The 16691-nt window shown below is 34.2% G+C and carries 12 protein-coding genes and 2 pseudogenes; 8 read left to right on the top strand and 6 right to left on the bottom strand.

Features of this window, described 5'->3' with window-relative positions; translation table 11 throughout:
- The 4 genes and pseudogenes from carB to tatC all read left to right on the top strand — a co-directional run.
- Positions 1 to 1731: pseudogene (gene carB / locus GO684_RS02365) on the top strand (carbamoyl-phosphate synthase large subunit); the annotation flags it as partial.
- 318 nt (positions 1732 to 2049) lie between these two features.
- Positions 2050 to 2746, top strand: a pseudogene (locus GO684_RS06000) (IS630 family transposase); the annotation flags it as partial.
- A 409-nt stretch (positions 2747 to 3155) separates the two neighbouring features.
- The gene (gene gap, locus GO684_RS02350) at positions 3156 to 4142 is read left to right on the top strand and encodes a type I glyceraldehyde-3-phosphate dehydrogenase (protein WP_175938578.1); all 987 of its coding nucleotides are present in this window, start codon (positions 3156 to 3158) and stop codon (positions 4140 to 4142) included.
- Complete coding sequence (tatC, locus tag GO684_RS02345; RefSeq protein WP_175938576.1) at positions 4139 to 4906, top strand: twin-arginine translocase subunit TatC; 768 nt, start codon at positions 4139 to 4141, stop codon at positions 4904 to 4906. The genes gap and tatC overlap by 4 nt, the downstream gene beginning before the upstream one ends.
- Before the next feature lie 215 nt (positions 4907 to 5121).
- Here the strand turns inward: tatC and GO684_RS02340 are convergent, their stop codons facing one another.
- Entirely contained in the window at positions 5122 to 5976 is an 855-nt protein-coding gene (locus GO684_RS02340) for a hypothetical protein (RefSeq protein WP_175938575.1), read from the bottom strand.
- 897 nt (positions 5977 to 6873) lie between these two features.
- Between GO684_RS02340 and GO684_RS05170 the strand changes: the two genes are divergently transcribed.
- The 3 genes from GO684_RS05170 to pstB all read left to right on the top strand — a co-directional run bounded on the left by GO684_RS05170 (position 6874) and on the right by pstB (position 9134).
- Positions 6874 to 7050, top strand: coding sequence for a hypothetical protein (locus GO684_RS05170; protein ID WP_246228201.1), 177 nt, complete (start codon positions 6874 to 6876; stop codon positions 7048 to 7050).
- 534 nt (positions 7051 to 7584) lie between these two features.
- Positions 7585 to 8379 carry a 4-hydroxy-tetrahydrodipicolinate reductase gene (gene dapB / locus GO684_RS02330; RefSeq protein WP_175938573.1) on the top strand — a complete coding sequence of 265 codons (795 nt, stop codon included), beginning with the start codon at positions 7585 to 7587 and terminating at the stop codon, positions 8377 to 8379.
- Positions 8376 to 9134 carry a phosphate ABC transporter ATP-binding protein PstB gene (gene pstB / locus GO684_RS02325; protein WP_175938571.1) on the top strand — a complete coding sequence of 253 codons (759 nt, stop codon included), beginning with the start codon at positions 8376 to 8378 and terminating at the stop codon, positions 9132 to 9134. The genes dapB and pstB overlap by 4 nt, the downstream gene beginning before the upstream one ends.
- A 318-nt stretch (positions 9135 to 9452) precedes the next feature.
- Here pstB and holA read toward each other — a convergent pair whose 3' ends face one another.
- The 4 genes from holA to GO684_RS02305 form a co-directional block, all read right to left on the bottom strand.
- Complete coding sequence (gene holA / locus GO684_RS02320; protein WP_175938569.1) at positions 9453 to 10463, bottom strand: DNA polymerase III subunit delta; 1011 nt, start codon at positions 10461 to 10463, stop codon at positions 9453 to 9455.
- 290 nt (positions 10464 to 10753) lie between these two features.
- A complete protein-coding gene (locus GO684_RS02315; protein ID WP_175938566.1) occupies positions 10754 to 11563 on the bottom strand; it encodes a metal ABC transporter permease in 810 nt (269 codons plus the stop codon).
- Between the two features lies 1 nt (position 11564).
- Positions 11565 to 11930: an Mth938-like domain-containing protein gene (locus GO684_RS02310; RefSeq protein ID WP_175938564.1), complete on the bottom strand. Its 366-nt coding sequence runs from the start codon at positions 11928 to 11930 to the stop codon at positions 11565 to 11567.
- Between the two features lie 4 nt (positions 11931 to 11934).
- A complete protein-coding gene (locus GO684_RS02305; protein WP_175938562.1) occupies positions 11935 to 12801 on the bottom strand; it encodes a 4-(cytidine 5'-diphospho)-2-C-methyl-D-erythritol kinase in 867 nt (288 codons plus the stop codon).
- Positions 12802 to 12881: 80 nt separating this feature from the next.
- Here GO684_RS02305 and GO684_RS02300 point away from each other — a divergent pair, with 80 nt between their 5' ends.
- A complete protein-coding gene (locus GO684_RS02300; RefSeq protein ID WP_175938560.1) occupies positions 12882 to 16241 on the top strand; it encodes a UvrD-helicase domain-containing protein in 3360 nt (1119 codons plus the stop codon).
- 116 nt (positions 16242 to 16357) lie between these two features.
- Here GO684_RS02300 and GO684_RS02295 read toward each other — a convergent pair whose 3' ends face one another.
- Positions 16358 to 16564 carry a hypothetical protein gene (locus GO684_RS02295; RefSeq protein ID WP_175938558.1) on the bottom strand — a complete coding sequence of 69 codons (207 nt, stop codon included), beginning with the start codon at positions 16562 to 16564 and terminating at the stop codon, positions 16358 to 16360.
- Positions 16565 to 16691 lie beyond the last annotated feature (127 nt).

Below are 16691 nucleotides of genomic sequence, written 5' to 3'. Positions count from 1 at the left end.
CATACAGCAAATCATCTTGGCTGAACAAAAAATTAAAGAAACTGGTTTGCCTGAAACCGCGCACGAAATATTAGAACTAAAAAAGATGGGATTTTCAGATGAATTTGAATCGAGTGCTGCTTACATGTATGGTTGTTATGAGGGAAACATTATAAATAGAACAGAATGCAAAGCGGACGTTTCTGATCGAAAAAAGGTTATAATTTTGGGTGGTGGACCAAACCGTATTAGTCAGGAATTGAGTTTGACTACATATGTGTGCATGCAGTCTTCCGCTGCCAAAGAAATGGGGTATGAAACAGAATAATTAATTGTAACTTGGAAATTGTTTCAACTGATTACGATACCGCTGATCGTTCGCACTTCGCTCCATTAACTATAGAGGACACACTTAAAACACTAAGTAAAGAGCAAGAAAATGGCACACTAGTAGGTGCTATAGTTCGATAGGTTCAAACATCTTTAAAGCTAGCAAAGGCACTGAATAAAAGGGATTTTAATATTCCGGGTACGTCTTTTGACTCTATAGATCTTGCTGAAGATCGTATGAGGTTTAGAAACCTTGCTTTGCAGCCTAACTTAAAATAACCTGAAAATTCTATCTGTCATTCAGCAGAAGAGCGTTGGCTAACGCAAAGAAAGTGGGTTTCCATTAGCAGTTAAGCCGTCCTACGTCTTGGGTGATCAATCAATGTCAATTAAGCACGATATTGAGAGCTTTAAGGGATATACCATGGGTTAAATTAAAATTTTTGAGCATGGGTCATTGCTGCTTGATAAGTTCTCAGTTAATGCAGCTGAGGTCGATGTTGACGCTATATGTGATGGAGAAAAAGTTTTCATTGCGGCAGTTATGGAGCATGTTGAAGAAGCCAGAATTCACTCTAGTGATTCAACTTACTCAATCCCAACAAACACGTTAAATGATGAAATCGTAAAAGAGATTGAGCTGCAGACGAAAGAGTAGCTCTTGAATTAAAAGTGAAAGGTCTGATAAACATTCAATTTGTCATATAAGAAAATGATATATACATACTTGAAGTGAACCTAAGAGCTAGTCGTACAGTTCCTTTTATTTTCAAGGTAATTAATGTTCCTATTGCAAAGCTTGCTACTCAGGTTATTTTAGATAAAAAATTAGATTAAGAAAAAAAATCTCTTAATTGCTTCGCAGTTAAAGCTGCTGTTTTCTCGTTTATGCATTTTTCAGGAATTGATACTCTACTTGACTCAAAAATGAAGTCAACAGGGGAAGTAATGGGAATTGACTCATCCTTTAAAGCAGCACTTGCAAAAGTACACATGGCTGCAGGATATAAGTTACTAACAAAAGGAACAGCTCTAATTTAAGTATAAGATGATGATAAGAGTATATATTACCAGTTATACGAATGTTGAAAGAGATGAATTTTAGAATATATGCTACTAAAGGTACAGCTTCATACCTAAACAATAATGGCATTGCTGCAAAAGCTGTAAAATAAAGTGAGAGGAGGCAGGCCACACATAGTTGACATGCTAAAGCTAAAGATGGAAAGATAAATCTGGTGATCAATACCTCAAAAGGCGTAAAATCAGTCTCAGATAGCAGAGATATTCACAGAACTGTTATTTTGTAAAATATACTCACAGTACCACACTTCTGGAAGTAAAGCTTTAGTGCTTGCAATTCAATATGTAAAGAATAGCAAGCTGGAAGTGAAGTCATCGCAGCAAATGCAAAACTTTTAGTACTAGAGCCAAAATAGTTTTGTATATAGAGTTTAAACATTCCTTGAGCAAAATCTACCTTGCCTATAGCCAATGAAGATGAAGTTTCTGACAGCCGTAATTCATCAGACTTTTTGCAAACCATGTAGTTTTCGTCTAGCCGTTATTTAGGTAATCAGAAAAAATTACTTAACAAACTCTGCTAGCTCTCTTACCGTAGCAGCAGAGGTATTCAGTTATCCTTAATCTGTGCAGATTAAACAGCAAAGTATAGCATAGTTGACATTTTATGCTTAATTTTTTGCACTGTATGCACCTTATGTCTTCACAACATTTCTAGTTACCATTAAAGAAACGAGAATAAGAACCTAGGAAAATTTGGCTTAAACATTAGCGAGTCTACAGTAATAGATAAAAAATGAAGTTCTTGTATATTACGCCAAGACTAATTCATAATGAACGAGATAAAGGCAGACAAGAAGAGTTTTAAAAAAAAATTAATGAGACCATTGGTAAGCATCCTGAACAAGAGTTATTTTTCTTTGACGAATCGTGGTTTGGCACATATTCAAAAGTTGAACACGTGTAGTTTAAAAAGGGTGTTAGAACACAGGTTAAAGTAAAATTAGGTAGACAAAAATTTTATCTCTACAGTGCAGTTAATCCTAGAAATAGAGAGAGTCTTAGCTTATTTGTACCAATGTCAACATTGATTGTATGAATGTATTTCTTACACAAATGTTACAATTTGTTTTTGCTGCTCCAGTTGTAGTTGGAATCATGTTTAAGAACACGAGAAACCTTTTCTATCATGAGTCGTTCTAGTTAGCATAAGTCAAAAAATTTAAAAGTACCTAAAAATATCAAGATTATATATCTACTACCATACTCACCCGAGCTTAACCCTATTGAGAGACTTTGGTTGTATATAATAAAACAGAACATTCTGCGTAATAAAGTTTATAATACAATTGCTTTGCTTGAGAGCGCTCTGTACAAATTTGTCACCTCCCTTCCCTACTCCACAATTAAATAACTCTGCAATGTCATTTATTCGACTCACTAACAATGAGAATTAGTATGAAAACTTAAATTAGGGAGTTTTTCCTGTCAGTACTATTTAGTAAATTTATTAATGTTTATAACTACTGCCACCTTGCTGCTGTGAGTGGGATTTAGAGGTACCGTGAATGAATCGTGGTATGACAAACTGTACCAAGCGTCACGCGCTGGAATGATGCTATCTTGGTAGACTAAAATTACAATGCTCGTACAGCTATGCGCCACATGCTGGCACGACAATATAAAAAAAGAATCCACAAAGAAAAGAGTAGGAAGAAGCCTACCTATTTTGCTCTGATCAGTTACCAACTAAAAAACAAAAGAAAAGAATAGAATGCAAAATTGAATAACATTTTCTATAATTAAATCTTTCAGGTGAAGAAATGAAGACTCGCGTAGGAATTAATGGTCTTGGTAGAATAGGAAGAAGTGTATTGCGTGCTACCCATGAAATAGAAAAATATAGTAAACAAATAGAAGTTATAGCTGTGAACGGATCGCTCAGCGCCGAGCAACATGCACATTTGATTAAGTATGATTCTGTTCACGGCAAATTTAATGGCGATATCAGTTTTAACGAGTCCGAAAATTGGATTTCTATAAATGGCAGAAAGTTTTCTTTATATAGAGAGCGTAGCCCTGAAAATCTTCCTTGGAATGTTGATGTAGTACTTGAGTGCACTGGTGCATTCAACAAGCGTGCAGAAGCAGCAAAGCATAATGCAGGAAAAGTTATTGTCTCTGCTCCAGCTTCAGGTGCTGATGTAACTATAGTTTATGGTGTAAATAATAATATGCTCAAAAAAGAGCATAAAGTAATATCAGCAGGTTCTTGTACTACAAATTGTCTCGCTCCGGTTATGAAGGTTCTACACTCTAATTTAGGTATAAAAAGCGGTTTTATGACCACTGTACATGCCTACACGAATGACCAAAATGTTCTCGACGGTAACCATAGAGACTTGCGCAGGGCAAGAGCCTGTGGGTTATCTATGGTTCCAACTACAACTGGAGCAGCAAAAACAATAGGTTCTGTCATTCCTGAATTAAAGGGAAAGCTAGACAGCACTGCCATTAGAGTTCCAGTTGCTAACGTCTCTATGGTTGACCTTAAATTCACCACCAACAAGAAAGTAACAGCTAAAGAAATAAACGAAATGTTTAAAAACTCCGTAAATGATGTACTTTCTACATGCGAGGAACCTTTGGTCTCAATAGATTTCGTACATAATTCTCATAGCGCAATTGTGGATTTAGCAGGCACATATGTTACAGGTGATATCTGTAGAGTTGCAGCCTGGTATGATAATGAATGGGCTTTTTCACTAAGGATGTTGGACATAGCATTATTGTGCTATAATATAATATGAATAGAAACCCCAATAAATATGCTTCCTTCTATGAACACCTAGCAGAACTTAGGAAAAGGGTTATTTTTTGTTTTCTATTTTTTCTTATTACCTTCGGTTTTTGCTACTATTTTAAAGAAAATATATATTATTTTTTACTTACACCCTTAATAGAAATTACGAAAGATAGTAACGACTTTTCTCTAATTTACACAGACCTAACAGAAGCATTCTTTGTATATCTTAGAGTTGCAATAATGAGCGCGTTTTTGTTTTCTTTCCCTGTATTTGCATGGCAATTCTATATGTTTTTAGCACCAGGATTATACAAAAGCGAAAAGGCAGTGTTGTTGCCATACTTAATTGCAACACCGATTCTGTTTATAACAGGAGCTGCTGTAGTCTATTACCACATATTCCCATTAGCCTGGAAGTTCTTCATTGCTTTTGAACACAGTGGTAAATCTTTTGGCATACCGATAGAGTTTATGCCGTCGGTTAGCGAGTACTTGGACCTTGTTCTCCAATTCATGTTTGCATTTGGCACTGCATTTCAAATCCCAGTCATACTTACATTAATGGTTAGGGTTGGATTGCTTACTACGCAAAGTTTGTCGAACAAGCGCAGAATTTCGATAGTGGCAATTTTCATTATTGCTGCAATCTTAACCCCACCTGATGTATTAAGCCAAGTAGGGCTTGCTGTACCAATGTTAATTCTATACGAGTTATCCATTCTAATATGTAGATATATTGAGAAGAAAGCAAAGGATTATAATAGATGAAAAGCCTGTGTATTGGCATCTATAAAAATTATATAATAAATATTATGGAAAGTATAAAGACATAGCTACTTAGCAGGAGAAAATGCAATTTTTGTTCTTTATATACACAAACCACAAAGTACTCATAACGTATAAAACTATGTGTTCCACTGAGTTATTCACAATACCGTGAATAACTTAACACATGCTTAAAAAGGTTACCTTTCCTTTTTTTCCTACTTATTTTTTAAATTAAATACAGGGTCTATCGAGCAGCAGATGCAGGAGGTATGTGCTGTGTATGAGACTCCATCAAGTTTATCACTAGGTTTTGATATTGCATATGTAATACTACAAGCAGCAAATTCAATTACCAAAGCAGCAGCTACAGCTATGCCAACTATAGCTAACGTTGATAATTGAGCACTGACAGCAAAACACCCACTACTGACTGCCAGTGCAGCTATAACACTACAAACACTACCAATTATTAGTGCTTTATCAGCTGCCATCCTAGTTTCAAGCTGAAGAATTTGGTTTAGATCATCATAATGCCCAGTTTCTTTTAAAGCGCCTTTCAGTTCTTCAAGACCATCCTTTCCTATAACGGCAACAATATCTTTGAATTTACCTTCATTAAAACCAAAAACAGATTCACCACTTTTTTTAGTTCCATTAAACATCTCAATAAAAAACTTTCTCAAATTACCACTTTCTTTACATGCACTAAAAAACATTTTCATAGCTTGCTTTTCTTTAGGCGGCGTACCATCAAATCTTATAACATTTGGGGAATTTATGGTTATATTCCTAGTACATAACACTTCTTTAAATGATATACCTTTTTCTCTTATCATATTTAAAATAGCTACCAAGCTTTCCTGATTCTTAACAATCAGAGCATAGTCATGCAGGGCTTCAATTTCTTTTTCACCATTTTTGAACTCTATAGTTGTACCTCGAGTAACAAGAACTTCCAGCAAATTATCCTTTGAAATTCCCTTGAAAAGGCCAGCAATATCCTGACGGTTTTTTATTGCTTCCTCCAACTGAGTATACAAACTCCATTGTTCTTCAGTTAACCCTGACATATGATTACCTCCATAAAAACTTAAACTCAAGTATCACATATCTCAGTAAAAAAGTCAAAAAAATGGACACAATACCAAGATACCACAGCATTCTATTAATAATAATCACACACACTCAAACAAGAAGAAGGTGTTTGCATTAGAACAGACACAATAAAATTACATGATAACTAGAATAACAGAGTCATAGGTTCTATCGCCTGGTAATACCAATTCCTACTGTACAAGGAACGGATAGACAATAATGGAAAAGAAGCCTTACTGAAGCAAGAAAATAGCGAGCCTTAAATGGCATTGAAATCAAAATTATTAGAGGAAAAAGTTGTGAATCAGCAAAAGAAATGCTGAAGAAAGTGCAAAATAACGCATATGTTGCAAATAAAACCAAATGCTGTAATTGCAGCAAAAAGACACAGTATAATAGTCGTAGCAAAAACATATTACATTTCAAGAACAGTATTGACTGCATGAATAAAGCACCTAAAACTTGAAAGAGAAGAAAAAGGTTTACTCCCCCTCAATGTCGTAAAAAAGCCGGATTGAATCAGAGTCAATTTGAACAAGTTGTGAAGTATTGATACAAGAAGACCATAATATTACTATTAAAGAAATGAGAATAAGAATCCAGGAAAAATTTGGCTTGAATGTTAGCAAGTTTACAATACACCATAATATGTAAAAATGATATTTTGACACAAAATAGCTTTTGTGCCACATACACTCTAGTGTGTTCTCTGCGTTTATGCTTTACTAATAGGGTATTTTCAGATATAAGCGGATATGCTTGACACTTCAAAAATTGTAATAACAGCTGAAATGCTGAGGCTAGTTATCGAAACTAACGAATTTAAAGGAGCATGGTAACTACTTGGTAATTTAGCTCCAGAACGTTTACAAATGCTCAAGAAAGTTGCAACAATTGAAAGTACTGGTTCTTCTACTCATATTGAAGGGGCAAAACTATCAGACTGTGAAGTTGAGCAATTGTTATCCAAGCTTGATACACACTCATTCCGCCTCGAGATAAACAAAGAAGTAGCCATATATGCGTATGTATGCGAGAAAGTACTTTAAAACTTTAAAATATACCATTTACAGAGAACACTATAAAACAGTTTCATATTTGGCTTTTATAATTTTTACGCAAAGATCAGAGAATATAAGAAATTCCCCAATCATATTGAAGCGTTTTATGAATCTGAAAATAGGATAGACATAATTTTTGAAACAGCTTCTCCTACACTCTCTATATAATTAGAGATATCTTTGCGTTGCACTCAACAACTTTTAAGGACTGGCAGCTATAATTTTAATCTATAACCTATGTTCTTCTTAAGACCACTATATAAAGTAAAAATCTCACCTCGAGCAAAAGGTGTTATATAAAAATTAGCTTTACTTAGCAAGCATGGACGTTTTACAATATAGGATTTAGAAAATATTACTAAAGCAAAACCAAAACTTTAAGGAAGCACGCATCCAGTCTTGTAAAGAGTAATCACATCACTCAGCCTAGGAAAGGCAGAGCAATTTGGTATGTAGCTCAATAAGAAAATTTTATATCTTATAAAAATGACAAAGCTTCAAAAAAAGCCTAATATAAGCTTTATGAAAATCAGAGTTGGAGTAATAGGCTGCTCGGGTAGAATGGGTAAAAAGATACTCAATGAATTAATTATAAATACCAAAGTCGAAATAGCAGGCGCTGTTGCCCGTTTAGGCAGTAAGTATATAAATTCAGATATTGGATCAATTATAGGCCACAGTTCCAATTTAGGAATCAAAGTTACAAGTTCTATTAGTGATGTATTTGAGTCATCTGACGTTGTAATAGATTTTACAACCAAAGAATGTATGTTAGACTACCTTAAGGCAGCTGTGGAATTTAAAACACCGCTGGTTAGTGGTACAACCGGAGTAGAAAGTATCAACTTAAAAGAGTATGCCGCTAAAATTCCGATATTATGGTCGGCAAACATGAGCGTTGGAGTTAACGTGTTGCTAAAATTGGTAAAAAAAGCTGCCGAGTTTTTGGATAATGAATATGATGTTGAAATTTGGGAGATGCACCATAACTTAAAAAAGGATTCACCATCTGGAACAGCTATAGAATTTGGCAAAGCAATTGCCAACGCCCTAAAAGTGGATTTTCAATCTCACCAACATTCACATAATAGGTCAAACATAAGAGAAAAGGGGAAGATAGGTTTTGCAGTATCCCGTGGAGGTGGAGTGGTAGGAGATCATAGTGTAATGTTTATCAACTCCGATGAACGAATAGAATTAAATCATAAAGCAATTGATCGTACAACATTTGCTAGAGGCGCTGTTCGAGCAGCAATATGGCTGTACGAAAACAAAAGAGAAACTCCAGGACTCTATTCAATGCAGGATGTGATATGAATAACACACACGCTTCTGTTAAAAATTTAAGTCTCTGGTATGGCCCTAAGCAAGTTTTATTTGATATAAATTTGGATATCTACAAAAAAAAAGTTACTACTTTTATCGGGCCATCCGGATGCGGTAAATCAACATTCTTGCGCTGTTTTAATCATATGAATGACTATGTACCGGGGTGCAAAGTTGTTGGTAAACTAGATATTGATGGACTAGGCGATATATATTCACGCAACATGGATGTTGTGCTACTTAGAGCAAAAGTCGGCATGGTATTTCAAAAGCCAAATCCTTTTCCAAAATCAATATATGACAATGTTGCCTATGGGCCAAAATTGCATGGCATGGTAAAAAATAAACAAAAATTAGATGAAATAGTGGAGAACAGTTTAACTAAGGTTGGTTTATGGGAAGAGTTAAAAGACAGATTGCAAGATAGCGCACTAGATTTATCTGGTGGTCAACAACAAAGGCTATGCATTTCTCGTGCGATTGCAGTGAAGCCAACTATTTTGTTAATGGACGAGCCATGTTCTGCACTTGATCCAATGGCGACTAATGCAATAGAAAATCTTATACAAGAGCTGAAATTAAGATTCACCATAATTATGGTGACTCATTCAATGAAACAAGCTAAAAAGTTATCTGATAGCATAATTTTCTTTTGTAATGGCAAAATTGTTGAATCTGGAAGTGTTCAAGAGATATTTGAAAATGCCAGATCTTCTTTAACAAAAGAGTATATCCTGGATCATTAAGATTTACCATTTTTACTATCCAAGTAGCGAAAGGAAAAACACGCACTGGTATGACACTTTTTGTCAGCAGGCTAAATAAGTGACAAAGAAAAATAACTCTTGTTCAGGATACTCACCAATAGTCTCATTAAGTTTTTCTAACTTTTCCTATCTACCTTTATCTTGTCCATTGTGAATTAGTCTTGGCGTAATACATGAAAACATATGGCCTAAAATAGCTTAGATTCACTGACAACTGTCATTCCGCTACTTGTTAGCAGAATCTATGATGAGATACCACAAATGAACCGCAGCATGACTAGGGAAATCTTACTTATTTTAGCTATAGGTTTCAGTGTCAGCCATTTGCAATGCATGTTGAAAAATCATTCTATGATCTAAATCAGTTTTCCTACAAGCAACTTCTAAGTTCATCAAGCCTTCTAAGATCTTTTTGAGTTCTGAAAGTTGAAAAACTTTTAGGTGGGACTTAAAGCTTTGCAATTGCTTAAAGAATAACGGAGGATTTAGCTGATCAATCGCAGCCTGTTCATTCATTCCACCTTGTATTGACAACAAGACATTCTCAAGGCGTAAAAAATAATTTGATATAATACGAATTAGTCCTATCGGTGAGAAATTTTCTTGCAACATCAATGCATCTGAGATTTTGATAAAATTTGCCATATCCTTGTTTGCTATAGCAGAACACAGATTATCAAGTGTAACATAATCATTGCTGGAAGTTGAAAGGCACAACTCTATATCAGCAGGTTTAAGATCTTTTCTCTCACCTAGATATAAAACTAATTTCTCAAGTTCTGAATGTATAGGCATCTTACTATAATTGAAGTAGGACTGTAAGTAGCAAATTACCTCATTTTTATATTTTATGTTGTTTTGTTTCAAATAACTTGATATAATGCCGTAAAGGTTACTACTGTTATCCTTATAACAAGAAATGACACCAAAAGTTTTTGAGTTTTTCGCATAACTTTTAATTGTGGAATTATACGAAAGATCAGTTGCTATCATTATTATATAGCGGTCACTTGCGTTATAATCTAATACACTTTCTAATTCTTTAGATATACTTCCAGCTACATTTATTAGCTTAATCAGTTTCTTATTAGTAAACATTGAAATGTTTACCAACTCAGAAAGTAATAGACCAGGTGACTTATTCACCATTGCAAAATCCATCACTTGAACTGAATATTTACTCAAACTAGTTACTATTTCTTGCGCGAAGAAATCAACTCTGCTATTATCACTTCCATGAAGTAACACACCACTTAAAGCATCAGGTTTCTCTAGGAATTTCTTGACCTTAGATGGCGTAATCTTCATACACTCCATATAATATCATTGTCATGTGTATAAGTGGTTAACTCATTTTGCTGTATTTTGTGTATCATTTAATACACCTGTCTCCTTAAGAATATACTTGCGGCAAAACTTTTTCACAAGTTGAAATAAGTATTTAAAAAAAAATTCTTCCTCAGCCATATTGTTTGCTTTATAGAATTAAAAACTTATCACTACCATATTAAGGATAATATAGCAAAGACTATTTCACCCTAAAGTAGCTGTATCACATAACTAATGCATTACAAAATCATTAATACTTGAAAACAAAATTAAGCCAATTTATTTAACATTAACCTTATAAAATAAGCAATAATTAAATATGTAGCTGCAATAAGTATAATTGCAGGTCCTGTTAATAAGTCAAAACTTGCAGATAATATAAGGCCTGATATTCCAGAGATCAAAGAAAAAACTGTCGCAACAATAATCATCTGCATTGGAGTTTTTGAGATAAGCCTTGCAGATGCTGCTGGTATCAACAAGAACGCAGCAATAAGTAGTATTCCTATTAATTGAGCAGACACTGCTGTAAATATAGCAAGAGTAATTAAAAATTCTAGCCTAACCAAATTTACATTAACTTTTTCAACTATTGCTAAATCTTGGTTAATTGAAATTATTAGCCAGTAACGCCACCTAAATATTAATATAAGGGCAACTACTATTGAAGTTAAAGAAATTAATACTATATCACTCTGTTCCAGTGTTAATATATCTCCAAATAGCGAGCTAATAATGCTACTATTACTTGATGGAAGAAAGGACATCAGTATTAAACTTAATGATAAAACTACATTAGTAACGATGTTCAATATCGTATCAACAGAATATAGCCTGTTAAAATTAAGGGAAAGTAGTATAGCAAATGCAACTGCAATAAGAATAATGCTTATTGACGGGCTAATCTTAAAGATTAAAGCCAACGCAATACCAAGCAACGAAGAATGAGACAAGCTATCACCCAGATATGATAACCTTTGCCATATCATAAATGATCCTAGAGCACCTGTTACTAGGCTAATTATTACTATCGCAATTAGACTATTGATGAAGAAGTCTTGTGTAAATATTACTAACATACTATATGATCTTTAGATAAGTAACAACAAACCTGTCTTCGGATATCAAAACATTATAGGTTCTGCATGCTGCGTCAGTTGCCATAAATTCAAAATTTAAACTTTTTTGTTTCATAAGGTAGGACTTCACTGAAGAATGCGGTATATTTCGTGTTTTACCAGTACCTATTAACAAAACTTCTATTTCCTTTGTTAAAAAAAATTCAAAATGTTCCTTGCTATTTATATCACTTTCTTTTAACTTAATCACCCTTTCAGGAAAAATTATAATTGAGCCATGATATTCTTGATTATTTACCAAAAACTTTCCTTCACTGTAACCATTTATAAAGTTTTTACTCTTAGAAACTAAAGGAATTATATCCATAAAATCAAACTATTAACTGAGTGTCACACACCCACCATTCTGGCTGCTCCTCTCTGATATTAGTCGCAGCAGTTTTTGCATTTTCTTCACTATCGAATATTCCAAAGCATGTTACACCACTACCAGACATGCGAGAAAGCATGGAACCTTCCTGTGACTCTAATGCTAATATTACATCTTTAATTTCAGGGACAAGACTTATTGCTATTTCTTGAAGATCATTTTCTGTCTCTTTAAGGAATTTTAACAAATCCTTCTCAGTATCATCTCTCCATTTAATTGGCTTGGAAAAGTTCCCTTCATATCTAGAAAATACCTCTGGCGTGCTCAAAAACTTCTTTTTCGGTTTTGCAAGTACTATATTTGTAGGCAGGGAGAATTTCTGAATATAGCATATTTTTTCACCAATACCTCTAACTAAAACTGGCTTACTATCTATACTTGCAGGAACATCAGCACCAACGCTCAAAGCTATTTCATTTAAGATTGGTCTGTCAATTTCCCATAATTTCCCTAGCGTACGTATCACAGCCCCAGCATCTGAAGAACCACTGCCCAAACCTGCAGCAGTTGGTATGTTTTTTACAACCTTTACAGTGATTTTAGTACGCACAGGAGCATGTCTAAGCAATAGATCAACTGCTCTCATTATAGTATTGTATTTGTTGCTTATTTTGAGTTCAGAATTCACAAATTCAACTATAGTATTATCATACCTGAAATTCTTTTCACCTACTTTTATTTCCAAGAAGTTGGAAAGATTAGCAAAGACAAATAAACCTTCAATCAAGTGATACCCTGTTTCTTTTTTTTCTACAACATGCAAAAAAAGGTTGATCTTTGCAGGAGCCTTTACACAAAAACTTTTCATTTATATATCTTCACTAACACCTTATAATACTATATGTATAATGCTACTTTAGTCAACTTTTTAAGGTTTTTATACTTCTGATGAGATCAGACACTATAAATCCTAATTTTTCTGCATGGGTAAATGCATCCGCTGGTACAGGCAAAACAAAAATCTTAATAGATAGAGTATTGAGACTTTTATTAGAAAATAAAAGGAATATTTTCTGCTTAACATTTACCAATGCTGCAGCAAATGAGATGGAAAGTCGCATTCACAGTATACTCAGTAAGTGGGCAATCTGTTCAGATAGCGAACTAATCGCGTCTTTAGAACAGTTAGACCTCTCTTTACTGTCGCTCCAGTACTACTACCCGTCATCCCAGACTTACCTATCATCCCAGTACTCAACACTGGAATCTAGACGGCTGCAGACAAAAAATAGTGAAGTATTTAATCATTATTTAATCCAAGCAAGGAAGATTTTCTCTGAATTGGAAAATCTTGGTTTAACTATACAGACTATACATGCCTTTTGTTACAAGTTGATTTCTAGCTTTCCTGTAGAAGCTGGCATTGTTCCAAATTGTGCGCTGAGCGAATGCAAGGAATTACACCCCATTGTATTCGATAAATTACTTCATAACGAAGATGTACAAGATAGTATAAACTTTATTGCAGCTGAAGTTGATGAAAATGAGTTACGTGATTTGCTTTATACTTTGTGCATAAAAAGGTCGGTGTTAACAAACGATCTAGAATACATTAAAGGTAAATTGAGTGCTCCAGATGAAATTCATAGTTTACAGAGTGAAGTGACTACGCAGATAGAAAGATTATCTAAGATATTAAGTAAAGGCAGTAAACGAGATCAGAGTTACAGCAAGATGCTTGATCTTATATCTTCTCCTGTTATCCAAGTAGCTGACACTAAGATCCCAAAATTAGGTTCCAGTATCACGCGCTGGAATGACACCAGTACAGAAAACCTAGTTAAAGTATTTTTAAAGTCAGAATCGCACAAAAGAAAAAGAATATCATCCATTATAACGAAGAGTACTTTAGAAAAATTTCCAGGTGCAAAGCAAATAATAGAAAATATTCAGAATGCAGTATTTACTCATATAAGAAATATAAACTCTTATCAAATATTCAAAAGAACCAGTAGTTTGCTAGACATATTTAAAGTATATATTGATTTATATAATAGTGAAAAGTCAAAGAATGCACTGCTTGACTATAATGATATAATTGATTTAGCAACAAATCTTCTTAGCAACCCAGACTATAAATATTGGGTATTGTTTAACTCAGATCAAAAAATAGATCACATTCTTGTTGATGAGGCACAAGATAATAGCATCAGTCAATGGAAAATTATAGCAAATCTCTGCGATAAGTTTTTTATCTGTGATGATGAAAAACGAACCTTGTTTATTGTTGGCGATGTAAAACAATCCATTTACAGATTTCAGGGGGCAAATCCTTATCTGTTCAACTACATGCAACAATACTTTCACACAAAAACTGGCGGTAGAGATTGGATATCATGTCAGCTTGAAAAATCATTTCGCTCAACTCCAGAAATTTTAACACTTGTGGACAGATTATTTAATAACTTCCGTGAAGAAATATCTTTTGTTAATAGTGAAATAAAACATGTTCCACATAGAGAAAACGATCAGGGATATATTGAAATCTGGCCGTTATTGCCAAGGTGCAAAGAGGAAGAACAGCAAGCTTTACAAATTCATTTGATGCATAAGAAAGATTCGATAATAATAGATCGATTGCTTGCTCAGGCAATAGCTCACAAAATTCACAACTGGTTAAATGAGGGTAGAATTCTAGTCGCTAAAGATCGCCATATAGAACCAAGAGACATTATAATTCTGGTACGACAGCGAAATGTGCTAGTTGATTACGTAACAAGCGAACTTAAAAAAGCAAACATACCAGTTGCAGGACTGGGCTATTTTAGAATTATGGATTACATAGCTGTGCAAGACTTGATAGCTTTGACTGAATTTTTACTTCTTCCGACAAATGACTTAGCCCTTGCAAATGTTTTAAAGTCGCCACTATTTAATTTTACTGAAGATGATTTGTTTAACATTGCATATGATCGTAAAGAACAATCGCTATGGGAAAGACTTCAGAATTATTCTAAAAATATCTATAGTGAGTTAAACGATCTCATTAACTTATCTCACATAGAGTCACCTATTACGTTATTCACACATATACTTCATACAAGTAAGAAGAAATTCGCTGCAAGGCTAGGTCCTGAATGCCTTGAAATCCTAGACGAATTTATGAACCTTGTGTTGCAATTTGAAAACCCATCTCTTCAAGCGTTTACTCAGTGGATCAAAGAAAACAACCCAGAGATTAAGAATGATATGCAATCAGAACGCAATGCTGTGCGAATAATGACAATTCATAAATCAAAAGGCCTGCAAGCTCCCATAGTGTTTTTGGTTGATACAAATACAGTGCCAAGAAACAGTGAAAGCATTGTTTTTGATGCAATAGGAGCACCATTTTTGTGTAGAAAGAACAACAACGTTTATTGTGATCAAGCAAAAAGGGAAAAAAAACTAGAGGATTATAGCGAGTATTTGCGTTTGTTATACGTGGCACTCACACGTGCTGAAGATGAATTATATATTTTAGGTAAAGAGCCCATACAAAAGGGGTCTTGGTATGATCTAATCACTAAATATGGAGAGCCATATGAGAAGAAACATGCAGAGTTATATCAAATATTTAAAGAAAAAGTTGAAGTACTATGTATAAATGCAAACTACCCTTACATCTGTAAAAAACGTGATTATTTTAACGTTCCTGTTGTTTTGCCTCCACCAAATTTATCAATGTCATTCCAGCACTTCCCTCCATTATTTCAGCGTCCTCTTCTATCATTCCAGAGTTTTGACACTGTGACTCATCCTTTTTCTTCACTAGACCCTAGTATTATGCACTGGGACGACAAAAAAAGAAGTACCGGGACAACAGATGGTTATACAAGAGGATCAATAATTCATAGCATATTGCAGTATATGCCTAAAATAGAGAAAGACAGAAGAAAAAATTGGATAAGAAAATATCTTAACAATATAAACACCAGGGAAAATAAGGATGAAATTTACAGAAAAATATTGGCCTTCAATGAAAAACATGATTACCTGTTTGACTTAGATGGCAAGTCGGAAATTACACTGAGTGGAACAATCAATGGCAAACCGGTATTAGTACGACTGGATAGGCTATGCATAACGCAGGATAGAGCAATCATAATTGACTATAAATCACACCGTAAAGTTTCCACTTTTTCATTAAATGAAATAAAAAAGCAGATATTGAGCTATAAAACCTTAGTACAAGAGGCATGTCCAAATAAGCAGGTAGAGTGCATAGTTATTTGGGTGGAAGATTTAACTATTCAATCTGACTTTTAATGGAACTTGACTACAAGAGAATATTATTGAGCTTTGCCAGTTAGTATATGTGCTACGAGCATTATTAATTCTTCTTCTTTTAAAAGCCACTAGTTGTATACTAGGGCTTTCTTGTACTATACTTTAACTCGTTCAAATTGACTCTGATCCAATCTAGTTTTTCTACAAAGTTGAGGGAAGAAACAATTTTTCCTTCTCTTCCAAATTTTAGGTGCTTTATCCATACAGTCAGTACTGTTTTTGAAATGCAACATATTTTTACCACAAGTTGTTATATTGTGCTTTTTGCTGCAATTACAGCATTTAGTTTCTTTGCAACACATGCGTTATTTCACACTTTCTTCAGCATCCCTTTTGCTGATTCTATTACTTTTTCATCAATAATTCTGATTTAAGCACCATTTAAACCTCACTATTTTACTTACTTCAGTACCAGTGGGAATTGGTATA

This window comes from Wolbachia endosymbiont of Litomosoides brasiliensis (genome assembly GCF_013366805.1).
Lineage (GTDB): Bacteria > Pseudomonadota > Alphaproteobacteria > Rickettsiales > Anaplasmataceae > Wolbachia.
Note: the sequence above shows the minus strand (reverse complement) of the source record. Positions and strands in the feature narration are given on the sequence as shown.